Source organism: Pseudomonas sp. 3HC3, assembly GCF_044904505.1.
GTDB lineage: Bacteria > Pseudomonadota > Gammaproteobacteria > Pseudomonadales > Pseudomonadaceae > Aquipseudomonas > Aquipseudomonas putida_Y.
Genome location: NZ_JADDRH010000003.1, coordinates 179,333 through 195,756, shown reverse-complemented (window position 1 = coordinate 195,756; position 16,424 = coordinate 179,333). Strand labels below are relative to the sequence as shown.

18 protein-coding genes are annotated in these 16,424 nt (G+C 62.3%); 14 read left to right on the top strand and 4 right to left on the bottom strand.

Annotation, left to right across the window (positions count from 1 at the left end):
* The first annotated feature begins 32 nt into the window (after positions 1–32).
* The 5 genes from INQ47_RS08060 (at position 33) to purT (ending at position 3,315) form a co-directional block, all read left to right on the top strand.
* On the top strand, positions 33–632 hold the full coding sequence (locus INQ47_RS08060; protein WP_021785718.1) for a CoA pyrophosphatase: 600 nt from the start codon (positions 33–35) through the stop codon (positions 630–632).
* A 44-nt stretch (positions 633–676) separates the two neighbouring features.
* Positions 677–1,201, top strand: coding sequence for a gamma carbonic anhydrase family protein (locus INQ47_RS08055; protein WP_404701466.1), 525 nt, complete (start codon positions 677–679; stop codon positions 1,199–1,201).
* The gene (locus INQ47_RS08050) at positions 1,191–1,394 is read left to right on the top strand and encodes a DUF1289 domain-containing protein (RefSeq protein ID WP_404701465.1); all 204 of its coding nucleotides are present in this window, start codon (positions 1,191–1,193) and stop codon (positions 1,392–1,394) included. The genes INQ47_RS08055 and INQ47_RS08050 overlap by 11 nt, the downstream gene beginning before the upstream one ends.
* 195 nt (positions 1,395–1,589) lie before the next feature.
* Positions 1,590–2,057, top strand: a complete 468-nt coding sequence (locus tag INQ47_RS08045; RefSeq protein ID WP_021785715.1) for a VUT family protein — start codon at positions 1,590–1,592, stop codon at positions 2,055–2,057.
* Between the two features lie 76 nt (positions 2,058–2,133).
* A complete protein-coding gene (gene purT / locus INQ47_RS08040; protein ID WP_176682701.1) occupies positions 2,134–3,315 on the top strand; it encodes a formate-dependent phosphoribosylglycinamide formyltransferase in 1,182 nt (393 codons plus the stop codon).
* 37 nt (positions 3,316–3,352) lie between these two features.
* Here purT and INQ47_RS08035 read toward each other — a convergent pair whose 3' ends face one another.
* From INQ47_RS08035 to INQ47_RS08025, 3 genes are all read right to left on the bottom strand, one after another.
* Entirely contained in the window at positions 3,353–4,651 is a 1,299-nt protein-coding gene (locus INQ47_RS08035) for an MFS transporter (RefSeq protein ID WP_021785713.1), read from the bottom strand.
* 268 nt (positions 4,652–4,919) lie between these two features.
* Positions 4,920–6,125, bottom strand: a complete 1,206-nt coding sequence (locus INQ47_RS08030) for a transporter associated domain-containing protein (RefSeq protein WP_404701464.1) — start codon at positions 6,123–6,125, stop codon at positions 4,920–4,922.
* Positions 6,126–6,134: 9 nt separating this feature from the next.
* On the bottom strand, positions 6,135–6,944 hold the full coding sequence (locus tag INQ47_RS08025) for an inner membrane protein YpjD (RefSeq protein ID WP_021785711.1): 810 nt from the start codon (positions 6,942–6,944) through the stop codon (positions 6,135–6,137).
* Between the two features lie 311 nt (positions 6,945–7,255).
* Between INQ47_RS08025 and ffh the strand changes: the two genes are divergently transcribed.
* From ffh to INQ47_RS07995, 6 genes are all read left to right on the top strand, one after another.
* Positions 7,256–8,632 carry a signal recognition particle protein gene (gene ffh / locus INQ47_RS08020; RefSeq protein WP_003252139.1) on the top strand — a complete coding sequence of 459 codons (1,377 nt, stop codon included), beginning with the start codon at positions 7,256–7,258 and terminating at the stop codon, positions 8,630–8,632.
* Positions 8,633–8,891: 259 nt separating this feature from the next.
* Positions 8,892–9,143: a 30S ribosomal protein S16 gene (gene rpsP, locus INQ47_RS08015; protein ID WP_003252142.1), complete on the top strand. Its 252-nt coding sequence runs from the start codon at positions 8,892–8,894 to the stop codon at positions 9,141–9,143.
* 5 nt (positions 9,144–9,148) lie between these two features.
* Complete coding sequence (gene rimM / locus INQ47_RS08010; protein ID WP_084850792.1) at positions 9,149–9,685, top strand: ribosome maturation factor RimM; 537 nt, start codon at positions 9,149–9,151, stop codon at positions 9,683–9,685.
* A 3-nt stretch (positions 9,686–9,688) separates the two neighbouring features.
* Entirely contained in the window at positions 9,689–10,441 is a 753-nt protein-coding gene (gene trmD / locus INQ47_RS08005; protein WP_003252146.1) for a tRNA (guanosine(37)-N1)-methyltransferase TrmD, read from the top strand.
* Between the two features lie 42 nt (positions 10,442–10,483).
* A complete protein-coding gene (rplS, locus tag INQ47_RS08000) occupies positions 10,484–10,834 on the top strand; it encodes a 50S ribosomal protein L19 (protein ID WP_003252148.1) in 351 nt (116 codons plus the stop codon).
* Between the two features lie 94 nt (positions 10,835–10,928).
* The gene (locus INQ47_RS07995) at positions 10,929–11,336 is read left to right on the top strand and encodes an acyl-CoA thioesterase (RefSeq protein ID WP_014592194.1); all 408 of its coding nucleotides are present in this window, start codon (positions 10,929–10,931) and stop codon (positions 11,334–11,336) included.
* A 3-nt stretch (positions 11,337–11,339) separates the two neighbouring features.
* Here INQ47_RS07995 and INQ47_RS07990 read toward each other — a convergent pair whose 3' ends face one another.
* The gene (locus INQ47_RS07990) at positions 11,340–13,145 is read right to left on the bottom strand and encodes a sodium:proton antiporter (RefSeq protein WP_121162132.1); all 1,806 of its coding nucleotides are present in this window, start codon (positions 13,143–13,145) and stop codon (positions 11,340–11,342) included.
* Positions 13,146–13,213: 68 nt separating this feature from the next.
* Between INQ47_RS07990 and xerD the strand changes: the two genes are divergently transcribed.
* From xerD to INQ47_RS07975, 3 genes are all read left to right on the top strand, one after another.
* Positions 13,214–14,110 carry a site-specific tyrosine recombinase XerD gene (gene xerD, locus INQ47_RS07985; RefSeq protein ID WP_003252154.1) on the top strand — a complete coding sequence of 299 codons (897 nt, stop codon included), beginning with the start codon at positions 13,214–13,216 and terminating at the stop codon, positions 14,108–14,110.
* Positions 14,111–14,263: 153 nt separating this feature from the next.
* Positions 14,264–15,007, top strand: coding sequence for a thioredoxin fold domain-containing protein (locus tag INQ47_RS07980; protein WP_104962463.1), 744 nt, complete (start codon positions 14,264–14,266; stop codon positions 15,005–15,007).
* Positions 15,008–15,090: 83 nt separating this feature from the next.
* Positions 15,091–16,395 (top strand): homoserine dehydrogenase, encoded by a 1,305-nt coding sequence (locus INQ47_RS07975; protein WP_003252157.1) that lies wholly within the window; start codon positions 15,091–15,093, stop codon positions 16,393–16,395.
* Positions 16,396–16,424: the final 29 nt, after the last annotated feature.

Below are 16,424 nucleotides of genomic sequence, written 5' to 3'. Positions count from 1 at the left end.
TGCAACACAGGACCTGGATACGAGCGTGCGCAATGCTGGACGAGCTACTTCGCCGAATGAGCAACCACCAACCCGCGTCACTGGAAACCGACAGACGGTTCCCCGAAGCGGCGGTCCTCTTGCCCATTACCCGCAGCGAAGCGCCCGAGCTGGTCTTGACCCTGCGCGCCAAGGGCCTGTCTACCCACGGTGGTGAAGTCGCCTTTCCCGGTGGCCGCCGCGACCCGGAAGACCCGGACCTGGTATTTACTGCCCTGCGCGAGGCTGAAGAAGAAATTGGCCTGCCTCCTGGCCTGGTGGAGGTGATTGGCCCGCTCAGCCCGCTAATTTCGCTACATGGCCTGAAAGTGACGCCATTCGTCGGGCTTATTCCCGACTTCGTCGAATATCGCGCCAATGATGCCGAGATTGCGGCAGTGTTCACCGTGCCGCTGGAGTTCTTCCGCCAAGACCCGCGCGACCATACCCACCGTATCGATTACCAGGGCCGTAGCTGGTTCGTGCCAAGCTATCGTTATGGCGAATACAAGATCTGGGGGTTGTCGGCGATCATGATCGTCGAGCTGGTCAACCTCCTGTTCGATGCCGGTATCAGCCTGCATCAGCCGCCGGAGCGTTACATCGAAAATTGAGCGGGGCCTACCCCGCCGTCTGCGTCGCAGCCTGAGGAGCAAGCATGAAATATCGCCTGGGCGACCTGCGGGTCGAGAGCCACCCCACCAGTTGGGCCGCACCCAACGCCACGCTCATTGGCAGCGTGCGCCTGCAAGCCAATGCCAGTGTGTGGTTTGGCGCGGTGTTGCGCGGGGATAACGAGCTGATCGATATCGGCGAAGGCAGCAACGTGCAGGATGGCACGGTGATGCACACTGACATGGGCTCGCCACTGACGTTGGGCAAGGGCGTGACCGTTGGCCACAACGCCATGTTGCATGGCTGCACGGTGGGCGACTTCAGCCTGGTCGGTATCAACGCCGTAATCCTCAATGGTGCGCGCATCGGCAAACACTGCATCATCGGCGCCAACGCACTGATTGCCGAGGGCAAGGAAATCCCGGATGGTTCGCTGGTGATGGGCTCGCCGGGCAAGGTGGTACGCGAACTGACCGAGCAGCAGAAGCGCATGCTTGAAGCCAGTGCCGCACATTACGTGCACAATGCCCAGCGCTATGCGCGGGATCTGGTGGTTGATGATGAGTGAAGTGGTCGAGCGGCCGGTGGCTTCGCCGTGTGTGAGCATTTGTGCGCTGGACGAGCAGGATATCTGCACCGGCTGCCAGCGTACCGTGGCGGAGATTGGCCGCTGGGGGCAGATGGACAATGCTGAGCGCCGGGCGGTGCTCAAGCGTTGTCATGAACGGGCAGTAGAAGCCGGCCTCATCTTGCAGGCCTGACGCGAACCTGTGGCGGCGGGCGTGCCGGCGAACACCGGCGAAGCCGGTGCCATGCACCGCAGTGGCAGCTTCGCGGGCATGCCCGCTCCCACAGGTACAGCGTCAGCCTTTGGGGCCTCACAACATCTGTGGGAGCGGGTTTACCCGCGAACGGCCCAGCGGTAATCTGTGCGGCTTGCCCACAGACTGCCCGCCATGTTCTATCTGATTGCCTACATCAGCAGCGTAGTGCTGATCAACTACGCCTTCTCAAGTGCCCCGCACCTGGACATCATCTGGTCCGCCTGGGGCGGCCTGGTGTTTATCCTGCGCGACATGGTACAGACCCGTTTCGGTCATGGCGCCCTGTTCGCCATGCTGGTGGCACTGGTGCTGTCCTACGTCACTTCGGAGCCGGCGATCGCGCTGGCCAGCGCCAGCGCATTTTTCATTTCCGAACTGATTGACTGGCTGGTGTTCAGCATCACCCGTCGGCCGTTGCGCGACCGCCTGTGGCTCAGCTCGGCGCTGAGCATCCCGGTGGATACCTTCATTTTCTTCGGCATGATCGGCGCTCTGACCCCGGCAGTGATCGGCACCGCGATGGCCTCGAAGTTCGCCGGTGTAACGGCGGTGTGGCTGGCCATGGCATTTCGTGCCCGGCGGGCCGCCGTCGCCGGTTGATGGTGTAGAATAGTGGTCCTTTTTCAGCGGGTGGCGCCTAGCCTGGTGCGGCCCCGGATGCCTTCGAGGACCTGAAATGACCCGTATCGGAACCCCATTGTCGCCTACCGCGACCCGTGTACTGCTCTGCGGCTGTGGCGAGCTGGGCAAGGAAGTGGTAATCGAACTGCAGCGCCTGGGCGTCGAAGTAATCGCCGTCGACCGGTACGCCAATGCTCCGGCAATGCAGGTGGCGCACCGCAGCCATGTGATCAATATGCTCGATGGCGTTGCCCTGCGCGCGGTGATCGAAGCCGAGAAGCCGCATTACATCGTTCCGGAAATCGAAGCCATCGCCACCGCCACCCTGGTCGAGCTGGAAAACGAAGGTTTCACCGTGGTGCCGACCGCCCGCGCCACCCAGTTGACCATGAACCGCGAAGGCATCCGCCGCCTGGCTGCCGAAGAGCTGGACCTGCCAACCTCGCCGTACCACTTCGCCGACACCTATGAAGACTACGCCAAGGCCGTAGCCGACCTGGGTTACCCGTGCGTGGTCAAACCGGTGATGAGCTCGTCGGGCAAGGGCCAGAGCCTGCTGCGCAGCGATGCTGACCTGCAGACGTCGTGGGACTATGCCCAGGAAGGCGGTCGCGCTGGCAAGGGCCGGGTGATCGTCGAGGGTTTCATCGACTTCGAATATGAAATCACCCTGCTGACCGTACGTCACGTGGGCGGCACCACCTTCCTCGAGCCCGTCGGCCACCGTCAGGAGAAGGGCGATTACCAGGAGTCCTGGCAGCCACAGGCCATGAGCCCGAAGGCGTTGGCCGAATCGCAGCGCGTGGCCAAGGCGGTCACCGATGCCCTCGGCGGTCGCGGCCTGTTTGGTGTAGAACTGTTCGTGAAGGGCGACCAGGTGTGGTTCAGCGAAGTGTCGCCGCGCCCGCATGACACCGGTCTGGTCACCCTGATTTCCCAGGACCTGTCGCAATTTGCCCTGCATGCCCGCGCCATTCTCGGCCTGCCGATTCCGGTGGTGCGTCAGTTCGGCCCGTCGGCCTCGGCAGTGATCTTGCCCGAAGGCCAGTCCCAACAGACCAGCTTCGCCAACCTGGGCGCAGCGCTGAGCGAGCCGGATACCGCCATTCGCCTGTTCGGCAAGCCGGAAATCAACGGTACCCGCCGCATGGGTGTGTGCCTGGCGCGTGACGAGTCGGTTGAACTGGCGCGGGCCAAGGCGACCCGTGCTTCGCAGGCGGTCAAGGTCGAGTTCTGATCCGAGAGTACTGGGGCCGCAAAGCGGCCCCAGTCGCTTACAGCGCGGTATTGCGCGTCTCTTTCAGGCACAGCACGGCAATCAGGCTGATCACCGCCGCCACCGACACATAACCCCCCACCCAGCTCAACCCGCCCATGCTCACCAGCTTCTGGGCAAAGAACGGAGCCGCCGAGGCGCCGACGATACCGCCCAGGTTATACGCCGCCGAGGCACCGGTATAACGTACGTGAGTCGGGAATAGCTCTGGCAGCAGTGCCCCCATCGGCGCAAAGGTCACGCCCATCAGGAACAGCTCAATGGCCAGGAACAGCGCCACGCCCGTGGTCGATCCCGAGGTCAGCAGTGGCTCCATGGTAAAGCCCGAAGCTATCGCCAGCAGGCCGCCGACGATCAGTACCGGCTTACGCCCGTAACGGTCACTGAGCCAGGCTGACAACGGTGTGGCCAGGGCCATGAACACGACCGCGAAGCACAGCAGGCCAAGGAACGTTTCGCGGCTGTAGCCCAGTGTGGTTACGCCGTAGCTCAGCGAGAACACCGTGGAAATGTAGAACAGCGCATAGCACACCACCATGGCCGCAGCGCCCAGCAGGGTTGGCAGCCAGTATTTGGAGAACAGGTCGACCACCGGCATTTTCACTCGCTCATGGCGGGCAACGGCCTTCGCAAACACCGGGCTCTCTTCGAGCTTCAGGCGCACATACAGGCCAACCAGTACCAGGGCGGCGCTGAGCAGGAACGGAATACGCCAGCCCCACTCGCGGAACTGCTCGTCGCTGAGCACCAGCGCCAGGGTCAGGAACAGGCCGTTGGCAGCCAGGAAGCCGATTGAAGGGCCCAACTGCGGGAACATGCCGAACCAGGCACGCTTGCCTTCCGGGGCGTTCTCGGTGGCCAGCAGGGCCGCGCCACCCCATTCGCCACCCAGGCCCAGGCCTTGGCCAAAACGCAGCAGGCAGAGAATGATCGGCGCCCACACGCCAATGCTGTCATAGCCCGGCAGCACGCCAATGGCGGTGGTGGATACGCCCATCAGCAGCAGCGAGGCGACCAGCGTCGACTTGCGGCCGATGCGGTCGCCAAAATGGCCGAACAACGCCGAGCCCAGCGGGCGGGCGAGGAAGGCGATACCGAAGGTGAGGAAGGCGGCCAGCATTTGCGCGGTGCCCGACCCGGACGGGAAGAACACCGGGCCGATTACCAAGGCGGCGGCGGTGGCGTAGACGTAGAAATCATAGAACTCGATGGCCGTGCCGATGAAGCTGGCGGTGGCTACCCGCGCAGGCGAGTTGACTGGCGCGGCGGGCGCTTGGGCGTAAGTGCTGCTTGTCATTGAATAGGTCCCTGACAGTCTGGTCCGGCTCCATGGGCTTGGCCCGCGGTGGCATGCCATGTAAATGGCACGGTTACGCGGACGCCGGAGCGTATTGTTGTGTGCGCCCGACTGACGATAGCCCAAGGGGGGTAGGGGCGGGGCGGGTACTGTTCGGGGGTGTTGACGCAGGACCGCGAGGCATATCAGTGGAGCGGACTGGCCGTGGAGCGCCGGGTGCGGGTAGCAGGCGTGACGGCGGGGCTGGGTAAGCGTGACCCGAGTATAGCTATCGGGTCACGGTCCACACCAGTACCTTGCTGGCGCAATTGTCCTCTGTTTCAAGGATTTCCAGGCGATAACGGCCTATTTTCAGGCAAACAGCGCTTTCCGGGATGCTTTCCAGCGCTTCGGTAACCAGCCCGTTGAGGGTTTTCGGCCCGCCGTCACAGGGCAGGTGCCAGCCCAGGGTGCGGTTGATTTCGCGTAACGAAGCGGTGCCATCGATTACGAAGGTGCCATCGGGCTGCGGGTGCACATGCGGGTTGTCCAGGCTTTGTTCGTCCTCGAACTCACCGACGATCTCTTCGAGAATGTCTTCCAGAGTGACGATACCCAGTACTTCGCCGTACTCGTCCACTACCACGCCCAAGCGGCGTTGCTGCTTGTGGAAGTTCAACAACTGCATTTGCAGGGGCGTGCTTTCCGGTACGAAATAGGGTTCGTAGCAGGCGCCGTGCAGCGCTTCGAGGGTCAGCTCGGCCTTGGGCAGCAGGTGGCTGATCAGCTTGGTGTTGAGAATCGCTTCGACCTGGTTGATGTCGTTGTGGTAGACCGGCAGGCGGGTGTGGCGGCTGACGATCAGTTGCTCGATGATGCGTTCGATCGGCTCGTCGAGGTTGATACCATCCACTTCGTTGCGCGGCACCAGGATGTCGTTGACGGTGATCTTGTCCAGCGACTGCAGGCCGTCGAGCATGCCATGGCGAGGCGCTTCGTGCTGTTCATCCTCATCGAAGTCGTCGGCATCCTGCGCGTGCAGGGCCACCGCTGTGGGCTGTGCACGGAACGGGCGCAGAATCAGCTTGGCGGCGCCGTCCAGCAGGCAGGCCAGTGGCTGCAGCAGGGCGAGGGGCACTTTCAGCAGGCTGGCACCAAGGCTCACGAACGCCTGCGGGTTACGCCGGGCCAGGCGTCGCGGCAGGTATTCGGCAAACACCAGCAAGGCGAGGGTGGCGGCCATGCCTGCCAGCCAGAAGCCGTGCTCGCCACTCTGGCGCTGGCCGACCAGGCAGGCCAGCCCCAGTACCAGCAGCTTGCCCAGGCTGGCGCACAGCACCAAGGCCTGGGCTGGCAGCACGGGCTGGTTGTCTTCGCCGGCGCGCAGTGCGCCATTGAGCTGCAGGCGGGCAGCATCCACAGCGGTGAACAGCGCTGACCACAAAAGGGCCAGTGCCAGAGTGCCGAATAGCGGTGCGTACGGCAGGGTGTTCATGGGCGGCCGTCAGATATGCAAGATGAATTCGCGAACCAGCTTGCTGCCAAAATAGGCCAGCATCAGCAGGCAGAAACCGGCCAGCGTCCAGCGGATGGCCATGTGGCCCCGCCAACCCAGGCGGGTGCGGCCCCACAGCAGCACGCTGAACACCACCCAGGCGACACAGGCCAGCAAGGTCTTGTGCACCAGGTGCTGGGCGAACAGGTTGTCGAGGAACAGCCAGCCGGAGATCAGCGACAGCGACAGCAGACACCAGCCGGCCCAGAGGAAGCCGAACAGCAGGCTTTCCATGGTTTGCAGCGGCGGGAAGTTGCGGATCAGCCCGGACGGGTGCTTGTTCTTCAACTGGTGGTCCTGCAGCAGCAGCAGTAGCGACTGGAACACCGCGATGGTGAACAGCCCGTAGGCCAGGATCGACAGCAGGATATGTGCAAGGATGCCCGGTTCTTCGTTGATCAGCGGTACCGTACCGGGTGGTGCGAACTGGGCCATCAGCGCGGTCACCGCACCCAGTGGGAACAGTAGCACCAGCAGGTTTTCCACGGGTATGCGCAGGCAGGCCAGCAGGGTCAGGGAGATGACGGCCACGGCGATCAGGCTGGCGGCGCTGAAGAAGTCCAGGCTCAGGCCCAGCGGGGTGATCAGCTGGAAGAACAGCGCACCGGCCTGGGCCAGGACCGCGATGACACCCAGCAGGCCAAGCAGGCGCTTGTCGGCCTTGCGGCCCTGAGACAGGTATGAGCCCTGGTAGATGGCCGCCGCTATATATAAGCCGGCAGCGATCAGGTTGGGGATGAGGCTTGGAGAGGAGACCATAAGTCCTGGGTGGCGAGCCTTAAAGAGACGGAGTTTGGCATAGATTCTGCCGCTCTAGGAAGACTGAAGGGTTGTGTCAGGGCATTCGCGGGCACGCCCGCTCCCACAGGTATGGCGCAGGCCTGCAAGCAGTGAGGATCCTGTGGGAGCGGGCACGCCCGCGAAGAGGCCAGCACAGCCACCGAATATCTACCAAGGTGTGCGTCGCCGCTGCACTTCGCTATAATCGCCGCCTTGCTGTGCCCGGCGGGTGTGTATTTCCCCCCTGGCACCTGACAAACCTCGGCTTTACTGGGCCTGAAAGGATCACCATGTTCGAAAACCTGACCGACCGCCTGTCACAGACGCTGCGCCATGTCACCGGCAAGGCCAAGCTGACCGAAGACAACATCAAGGACACGCTGCGCGAAGTGCGCATGGCCCTGCTCGAGGCCGACGTTGCCCTGCCGGTAGTCAAGGATTTCGTCAACAGCGTCAAGGATCGTGCAGTCGGTACCGAGGTGTCGCGCAGTCTGACCCCGGGCCAGGCCTTCGTGAAGATCGTCCAGGCCGAGCTGGAAAGCCTGATGGGCGCGGCCAACGAAGACCTCGCACTGAACGCCGCCCCACCTGCTGTCGTGCTGATGGCGGGCCTGCAGGGCGCCGGTAAGACCACCACCGCCGGCAAGCTGGCGCGCTTCCTTAAAGAGCGCAAGAAAAAGAGTGTGATGGTGGTGTCTGCCGACGTCTATCGCCCGGCGGCGATCAAACAGTTGGAAACACTGGCCAACGATATTGGCGTCACCTTCTTCCCGTCCGATATCAGCCAGAAACCGGTGGCTATCGCCGAAGCCGCCATCCGTGAAGCCAAGCTGAAGTTCATCGACGTGGTCATCGTCGACACCGCCGGCCGTCTGCACATCGACGCCGACATGATGGACGAGATCAAGGCGCTGCACGCTGCCGTCAAACCGATCGAGACGCTGTTCGTGGTCGACGCCATGACCGGCCAGGACGCTGCCAACACCGCCAAGGCGTTTGGCGAGGCGCTGCCGCTGACCGGTGTGGTACTGACCAAGGTCGACGGTGATGCCCGTGGCGGTGCCGCGCTGTCGGTACGTGCAATCACCGGCAAGCCGATCAAGTTCATCGGTATGGGTGAGAAGACCGAGGCCCTCGAGCCGTTCCACCCCGACCGCGTCGCTTCGCGCATCCTCGGCATGGGCGACGTGCTCAGTCTGATCGAGCAGGCCGAGCAGACCATCGACAAGGCCAAGGCCGACAAGCTGGCCAAGAAGCTGAAGAAGGGCAAGGGCTTCGATCTCGAAGACTTCCGCGACCAGCTGCAGCAAATGAAGAACATGGGCGGCCTCGGCGGCCTGATGGACAAGCTGCCAAGCATCGGTGGGGTCAACCTGTCGCAAATGGGCAACGCCCAGGGCGCGGCCGAAAAGCAGTTCAAGCAGATGGAAGCGATCATCAACTCCATGACCCCGGCCGAGCGCCGCGACCCTGACCTGATCAGCGGTTCGCGCAAGCGCCGTATTGCGTTGGGTTCCGGTACCCAGGTGCAGGATATCGGCCGGCTGATCAAGCAGCACAAGCAGATGCAGAAGATGATGAAGAAGTTTTCTGCCAAAGGCGGCATGGCCAAGATGATGCGCGGCCTCGGTGGGATGCTGCCAGGTGGCGGCATGCCAAAGCTGTAACCCCTGATTCGGGTGCCTGCCTTTTATCGGGCAAGCGCCCAGAACCCCCGCTGTAGCGGGGCAACGGCCGCGTATTTCGCGGCGCAACCGGCAAATCTGGACGGCAGGGCGAGGCCTTGCCGAAAAAGTCATTTGCAAATGTCCGTGTATTCCCCGAGAATATGCGGCCTTTTGGGCACCCGTGTGCCTATTTGGCATTCAGATTTGCAGTACCAGCTGCTGTATCAACTGCAGCACCGACTATAGGAACGATGTTCACATGGTAACCATTCGTCTGGCCCGTGGCGGCTCGAAAAAGCGCCCATTCTACCACCTGACCGTGACCAACTCGCGTAACGCCCGTGACGGCCGTTTCGTTGAGCGCGTAGGTTTCTTCAACCCGATCGCTGCTGGCGCCGAAGTCAAGCTGTCGGTCAACCAAGAGCGCGTCACCTACTGGCTGAGCCAGGGTGCACAGCCGTCTGAGCGTGTTGCTCAGCTGCTGAAGGAAGCTGCCAAGGCCGCTGCCTGAATAGTATGAACGCGACGCCAGAAAAGGCTGACGACCTCATCGTCGTTGGCAAGATTTTTTCGGTTCACGGCGTTCGCGGCGAGGTGAAGGTGTATTCCTTTACCGATCCGATTGAAAACCTGTTGGATTATCCACGCTGGACGCTTCGGCACGAAGGCAAGGTAAAGCAGGTCGAGCTGGTCAGCGGTCGTGGCTCCCAAAAGGGCCTGGTCGTGAAACTGAAAGGTCTCGAGGATCGCGATGAAGCCCGTCTTCTGAGCGGTTACGAAATCTGCATCCCGCGGAGCCTTTTGCCCAACCTGGCTGCCGACGAGTACTACTGGTACCAGTTGGTGGGTCTGAAGGTCATCAACCAGGACGAACAACTGTTCGGCAAGGTCGATCACCTGTTGGAGACCGGTGCGAACGATGTAATGGTGGTCAAGCCCTGCGCAGGCAGCCTGGATGATCGCGAGCGTCTGTTGCCCTATACAGAGCAATGTGTGCTGGCAATCGACCTGGAAGCAGGCGTGATGCGGGTCGAATGGGACGCGGACTTCTAAACGATGGGTAACCTTCGCGTAGACGTCATCACGTTGTTCCCCGAGATGTTCTCGGCCATCACGGAGTACGGCATTACCAGCCGCGCGGTGAAACAAGGGTTGCTTCAGGTGACTTGCTGGAACCCGCGGGACTACACCACAGATCGTCACCACACGGTAGATGATCGGCCGTTTGGCGGTGGTCCGGGCATGGTGATGAAAATCAAGCCTCTGGAAGACGCCTTGGTTAGCGCCAGGCAAGCGACCGGAGCAGCGGCGAAGGTGATCTACCTTTCGCCACAAGGCCGCAAGCTGACTCAGCAGGCGGTCAAAGGCCTGGCCGAACAGGAATCGTTGATCCTGATCGCCGGTCGTTATGAAGGCATCGACGAGCGCTTTATCGAGGCTCATGTCGATGAGGAGTGGTCGATTGGCGACTATGTGCTTTCCGGTGGCGAGCTGCCGGCCATGGTACTGATCGATGCGGTTACGCGGCTGCTGCCCGGAGCTTTAGGGCATGTGGACTCGGCGGAAGAAGATTCTTTCACCGACGGTCTGCTCGATTGCCCGCACTACACCCGGCCTGAGGTGTATGCGGATCAGCGTGTTCCCGACGTGTTGCTAAGTGGCAACCATGCACACATCCGGCGTTGGAGGATGAAGCAGTCCCTTGGTAGGACCTTCGAACGACGCGCCGATCTTCTGGAAAGTCGCTCGCTTTCTGGAGAAGAGAAGAAGCTGCTCGAGGAATATCTCCGCGAGCGGGACGATAGTTAAACGTATCGATGGTGGATCGCGTATCCATCTTAGGAGCACAGCATGACCAACAAGATCATCCAGCAGCTCGAAGCCGAGCAGATGAGCAAGGAAATCCCGACCTTCGCACCAGGCGACACCGTTGTCGTTCAGGTTAAAGTGAAGGAAGGTGAGCGTTCCCGTCTGCAGGCGTTCGAAGGCGTCGTTATCGCCAAGCGTAACCGCGGTCTGAACAGCGCCTTCACCGTGCGCAAGATCTCCAGCGGCGTTGGCGTAGAGCGTACCTTCCAGACCTACAGCCCGCAAATCGACAGCCTGGCCGTGAAACGTCGTGGTGACGTGCGTAAAGCCAAGCTGTACTACCTGCGCGACCTGTCCGGCAAAGCCGCTCGCATCAAGGAAAAACTGTCCTGAGTACAGTTTGCCCGGCGGCCGAGGCCGCCTAGCGAGAAAGAAGCAGCCTTCGGGCTGCTTTTTTGCGTTTTGAACCCCCGAAAATGTGATTGCCATGACGACCCGAGACCAGGAAATCCAGCGCCGCACCGAACTGTCGGTTACCCGCGTGACCAAGGCGGTGTTCCCCAATACCACCAACCACCACAACACCCTGTTCGGCGGCACCGCCCTGGCCTGGATGGACGAAGTGTCGTTCATCGCTGCCACGCGCTTTTGTCGCCTGCCGCTGGTGACCGTGTCTACCGACCGCATCGATTTCAAGCACCCGATTCCGGCGGGCTCGATCGTCGAGCTGGTGGGTACGGTGATCAAGGTCGGCAATACCAGCTTGCAGGTGCAGGTGGATGTGTTTGTCGAGAACATGTACCTGGATGGCCGTGACCGTGCGATCCATGGGGTGTTCAGCTTCGTCGCCATCGACGAGGACAAGCGCCCGGTGCCCGTGCTGCCAGGCGCCTGAGTGTCACGGCTCCGGTGCTGGCTCGATCAATGCCACCAGGGTCCAGCCCGGTTGTGGCTGCAACGGGTTATCAGGGCTGGCTACATGAACCCAGCCATGGTCATCGCGTGCGAACAGCAAGTGTGCACGCTCGCCATGCAGCGCCTGGTAGGCGTCCCAGCCAAAGCCTTCGGTCAGGGTGGTGCTATACAACTCGGCGCCCTGATGCATGCGGTTGGCCAGTTGCAAATAGGTCATCGGCTTGGCCCCCAATAGATGCCCGCGGTGCTCTTCGGCCGCCCGATGTTTGTCGCTGCGTTGTTTCTCCAGGCCACTGGCTAGCACGAACAGCCGGCTGTGCCCAAAATCGTGACGGAACCTGGCGCAGGCCAATGCATTGATTTCGCCGGCAGGAGAGAGGCCCAGCAAGTGCCCGAGGCCGACCAGGTCCAGATGGGCGTCGGCATGCTGCGAGGCCGGGTTGCCAAAATAGGTCGTGAGCCCGTCCATGCGCGCGGCGCGGATGTTTTCCCAGCTGGAGTCCGTCAGCAAAACCCGGCAGCCCAATTGCTGAAGGGTTTTGGCGATGGCCCGGGCCGGCTCGTTGGCGCCGACGATGAGAAACCCGCTGGGGGCCGGTTCAGCGACCTTGAGCAAGCGTGCCAGCGGCCTGGCCGTAGCGCTTTGCAGTACCACCGTGCCGATGATTACCGCGAAGGTCAACGGTACCAGCAGCAAGGCATCCTGGTGGCCGGCCTGGTCCAGGCGGATGGCAAAAATAGCTGAAACGGCTGCGGCAACGATACCGCGTGGAGCAATCCAGGCCAGCAGCGCGCGCTCCCGCCATTTGAGTGTCGAGCCCAGTGTGGCCAGCCAGACGCTGAGAGGGCGTGCCAGCAGTTGGATCACCAGCAACAGCGCCAGGACGGCAGGGCCAAGGCCTAGCAGGGCATGCAGGTCAAGGCGTGCAGCCAGCAGGATGAACAGGCCGGAAATCAGCAGCACGCTGAGGTTTTCCTTGAAGTGCAGGATCTGTCGCACATCAACCCCGCGCATGTTGGCCAGCCACATTCCCATCACGGTGACCGCCAGCAGCCCCGACTCGTGCACGATCTGGTTGGCGGCGATGAAAATACCCAGTACCGCCGCCAGTGACGCGAGGTTGTGCAGGTACTCTGGTAGCCACTGTTCGCGCATGATTTGCCCCAGCAGCCAGCCCCCCGCCGCGCCCAGGGCGGTACCGCAGAAGATCACGCCGGCGAAGGTAACAAGGCTCTGGCTCAGGCCGTTACCCTCGGCGCTGGCGATGATGAAGCTGTATACCACCACGGCGAGCAGCGCGCCGATCGGGTCGATCATGATCCCTTCCCAGCGCAGGATGTTCGCGATCGCTGCCTTTGGTCGCACCACGCGAAGCATGGGCACGATCACTGTTGGGCCGGTCACCAGGGTCAGGGTGCCGAAGAGAATCGCCAGCGGCCAGTCGAACCCGAGCAGCCAGTGGGTTGCCAGTGCAATCACCAGCCAGGTGACCAGTGCGCCCACCGTGACCAGGCGATGCACCACGCTGCCGATCTCGCGCCACTGCGACAGGTGCAGGGTCAGGCTGCCTTCGAACAGAATCAGCGCTACCGCCAGCGACACCAGCGGCATCAGCAATGGGCCGAACAGCGCCTCGGGATCGAGCCACCCCAGCGCTGGGCCGGCAATGATCCCGGCCAACAACAGAAACAGAATTGCCGGCAGCTTCAGGCGCCAGGCCAGCCATTGGCAGGCGAGCGCTGCTGCGCCGATGCCGCCCACACTCAGAAGGATCTGCTGTTCGTTCATGCGGGCTCCCTATGCCGGCGTTGTTATGAAAGACTAAGCGCCATTTCATCGTTTGCCACCGAGATTTCATGCCCGCCCTCGACCACCCCTTGATCGACCAGTTCCTTGACGCCTTATGGTTGGAAAAAGGCCTGTCCGACAACACCCGCGTGTCCTACCGTAGCGACCTGGCCCTGTTCAATGGCTGGTTGCAGGAGCACTCGGTATCGTTGCCAGACGCCGGCCGCGACCTGATCCTCGATCACCTGGCCTGGCGCCTGGATCAGGGCTACAAGCCACGTTCCACGGCGCGTTTCCTGTCCGGGCTGCGCGGTTTCTTCCGTTATCTGCTGCGGGAAAAGCTGGTGGCCATTGACCCGACCCTGCAGGTCGATATGCCGCAATTGGGCAAGCCGCTACCCAAGTCGCTGTCCGAAGCCGACGTCGAAGCCTTGCTGCAGGCTCCGGACCTGGGCGAAGCCATTGGCCAGCGCGACCGTGCCATGCTCGAAGTGCTCTACGCTTGCGGCCTTCGGGTCACCGAACTGGTCAGCCTGACCCTCGATCAGGTCAACCTGCGCCAAGGTGTGCTGCGGGTAATGGGCAAGGGCAGCAAGGAACGCCTGGTGCCCATGGGCGAAGAGGCGGTGGTGTGGCTGGAGCGCTACCAGCGCGATGGCCGCGCCGAACTGCTCAATGGCCGGCCCAGCGACGTGCTGTTCCCCAGCCAGCGCGGCGAGCAGATGACACGCCAGACCTTCTGGCACCGTATCAAGCACCACGCACGGGTTGCCGGCATCGACAAGCCGCTGTCGCCGCACACCCTGCGGCATGCCTTCGCCACCCACCTGCTCAACCACGGCGCCGACTTGCGTGTGGTGCAGATGCTGCTGGGCCATAGTGACCTGTCGACCACGCAGATCTATACCCACGTTGCCAAGGCCCGTCTGCAGCAGTTGCACGCCCAGCATCACCCACGTGGATGAATGTTTTTCATGTTCCGCCGACCGGTCTTTGCGACCTCCTTCACGGGCAGCGTGATGTGGTAGGCTTGGGCGGTTTGCACCAAGGGCCGCACGGTCACCGCGTATTTTCCGCAGGTGGCGCCCTCCGGCCCCTGTCCGCCTTCAGGAGTTCCCATGCGCGTGACCCAGTTTTTCGCCGCCGCCGCGTTGGCGCTGGCCAGTACCTTTGCCGTTGCTGCGGCAACCGATAGCAACGCCGGTGCCGAGCAGGCTATCCGTAAATCGTTGCAGAACCTCGAGCTGGAAGTGCCCGTGGAAAGCGTGGCCAGCAGCCCGCTCAACGGCCTGTATGAAGTCAAGCTGCAGGGCGGCCGCGTCCTGTATGCCAGCGCCGACGGCCAGTTCGTGATGCAGGGCTACCTGTTCCAGATCCAGGACGGCAAGCCGGTCAACCTCACCGAAAAAGCCGAACGCCAAGGTATTGCCAAGCTCATCAACGGCATTCCAGCCGCCGAGATGGTGGTTTATCCTGCCAAGGGCGAGACCAAGTCGCACATCACCGTGTTCACCGACACCACCTGCCCGTACTGCCACAAGCTGCACGCCGAAGTGCCCGAGTTGAACCGTCGCGGTATCGAAGTGCGCTATGTCGCCTTCCCGCGCCAGGGCCTCGGTTCGTCGGGTGACCAGCAGTTGCAGGCGGTGTGGTGCTCCAGCGACCGCCGTGGGGCGATGGATAAAATGGTCGAAGGTAAAGAAATCAAGGCCGCCAAGTGCACCAACCCGGTCAGCAAGCAGTTCCAGCTGGGTCAGTCGATCGGGGTCAATGGCACGCCGGCCATTGTTCTTGAAAGCGGCCAGGTCATTCCGGGCTACCAGCCTGCACCGCAGGTCGCCAAGCTGGCACTTGCCAAGTAATCCAGTTCAGTACGCCGTCGTCATGGGGTGACGGCAAGTTTCACGGTCGGCAAACGTGTCGGCCGTTCAATGGGGAGTTCACAGTGAAACCGGTCAAAGTAGGCATCTGTGGGTTGGGGACCGTCGGTGGCGGAACCTTCAATGTACTTCAGCGCAACGCCGAGGAGATTGCCCGCCGTGCCGGGCGCGGTATTGAAGTGGCACAGATCGCCATGCGCTCGCAGAACCCGAACTGCCAGATTACCGGTACCCCCATTACCGCTGACGTGTTCGAAGTTGCAAGCAACCCGGAGATCGACATTGTCATCGAGCTGATCGGTGGCTATACCATCGCCCGCGACCTGGTGCTGAAGGCCATCGAAAACGGCAAGCACGTGGTCACCGCCAACAAGGCGCTGATTGCCGTGCATGGCAACGAAATCTTCGCCAAAGCCCGCGAGAAGGGTGTGATTGTCGCGTTCGAGGCGGCCGTAGCCGGTGGCATCCCGGTGATCAAGGCCATCCGCGAAGGCCTGTCGGCCAACCGCATCAACTGGCTGGCTGGCATCATCAATGGCACCGGCAACTTCATCCTCACCGAAATGCGTGAGAAGGGCCGTGCCTTCCCGGACGTGCTGGCCGAAGCCCAGGCGCTGGGCTACGCAGAAGCCGACCCGACCTTTGACGTAGAAGGCATCGACGCTGCGCACAAGCTGACGATCCTGGCGTCCATCGCGTTCGGTATCCCGCTGCAGTTCGACAAGGCCTACACCGAAGGTATCACCCAGCTGACAACGGCAGACGTGAACTACGCCGAGGCCCTGGGCTACCGCATCAAGCACCTGGGTGTGGCGCGTCGCACTGCCGAAGGTATCGAGCTGCGCGTGCACCCGACGCTGATCCCGGCCGACCGCCTGATCGCCAACGTCAACGGCGTGATGAACGCTGTCATGGTCAACGGTGATGCTGCCGGCTCCACCCTGTACTACGGTGCCGGCGCGGGTATGGAGCCTACCGCTTCGTCAGTGGTCGGCGACCTGGTCGACGTGGTCCGTGCCATGACCTCCGACCCGGAAAACCGCGTGCCGCACCTGGCCTTCCAGCCAGACTCGCTGTCGGCCCACCCGATCCTGCCGATCGAAGCCTGCGAAAGCGCGTACTACCTGCGCATCCAGGCCAAGGATCACCCGGGCGTACTGGCCCAGGTCGCCAGCATCCTCTCGGAGCGTGGCATCAACATCGAGTCGATCATGCAGAAGGAAGCCGAGGAGCAGGACGGCCTGGTACCAATGATCCTGGTGACCCATGGCGTGGTCGAGCAGCGTATCAACGACGCCATCGTCGCCCTGGAAGCCCTGCAGGACGTGGTCGGCAAGGTTGTGCGCATTCGCGTCGAGCAGCTCAACTAACACATATTTGCCGACGGGCCGCCCGCGCG

Coding starts and splice junctions, on each gene's coding strand:
- INQ47_RS08030 (WP_404701464.1), bottom strand. CDS start 6,125: ATGAACACCCTGCCGTACGCACCGCTATTCGGCACTCTGGCACTGGCC.
- rimM (WP_084850792.1), top strand. CDS start 9,149: ATGAACGCGACGCCAGAAAAGGCTGACGACCTCATCGTCGTTGGCAAG.
- INQ47_RS07980 (WP_104962463.1), top strand. CDS start 14,264: ATGCGCGTGACCCAGTTTTTCGCCGCCGCCGCGTTGGCGCTGGCCAGT.
- purT (WP_176682701.1), top strand. CDS start 2,134: ATGACCCGTATCGGAACCCCATTGTCGCCTACCGCGACCCGTGTACTG.
- INQ47_RS08025 (WP_021785711.1), bottom strand. CDS start 6,944: ATGGTCTCCTCTCCAAGCCTCATCCCCAACCTGATCGCTGCCGGCTTA.
- INQ47_RS07995 (WP_014592194.1), top strand. CDS start 10,929: ATGACGACCCGAGACCAGGAAATCCAGCGCCGCACCGAACTGTCGGTT.
- INQ47_RS08050 (WP_404701465.1), top strand. CDS start 1,191: ATGATGAGTGAAGTGGTCGAGCGGCCGGTGGCTTCGCCGTGTGTGAGC.
- rpsP (WP_003252142.1), top strand. CDS start 8,892: ATGGTAACCATTCGTCTGGCCCGTGGCGGCTCGAAAAAGCGCCCATTC.
- INQ47_RS08045 (WP_021785715.1), top strand. CDS start 1,590: ATGTTCTATCTGATTGCCTACATCAGCAGCGTAGTGCTGATCAACTAC.
- ffh (WP_003252139.1), top strand. CDS start 7,256: ATGTTCGAAAACCTGACCGACCGCCTGTCACAGACGCTGCGCCATGTC.
- INQ47_RS07990 (WP_121162132.1), bottom strand. CDS start 13,145: ATGAACGAACAGCAGATCCTTCTGAGTGTGGGCGGCATCGGCGCAGCA.
- trmD (WP_003252146.1), top strand. CDS start 9,689: ATGGGTAACCTTCGCGTAGACGTCATCACGTTGTTCCCCGAGATGTTC.
- rplS (WP_003252148.1), top strand. CDS start 10,484: ATGACCAACAAGATCATCCAGCAGCTCGAAGCCGAGCAGATGAGCAAG.
- INQ47_RS08060 (WP_021785718.1), top strand. CDS start 33: ATGCTGGACGAGCTACTTCGCCGAATGAGCAACCACCAACCCGCGTCA.
- INQ47_RS08055 (WP_404701466.1), top strand. CDS start 677: ATGAAATATCGCCTGGGCGACCTGCGGGTCGAGAGCCACCCCACCAGT.
- xerD (WP_003252154.1), top strand. CDS start 13,214: ATGCCCGCCCTCGACCACCCCTTGATCGACCAGTTCCTTGACGCCTTA.
- INQ47_RS08035 (WP_021785713.1), bottom strand. CDS start 4,651: ATGACAAGCAGCACTTACGCCCAAGCGCCCGCCGCGCCAGTCAACTCG.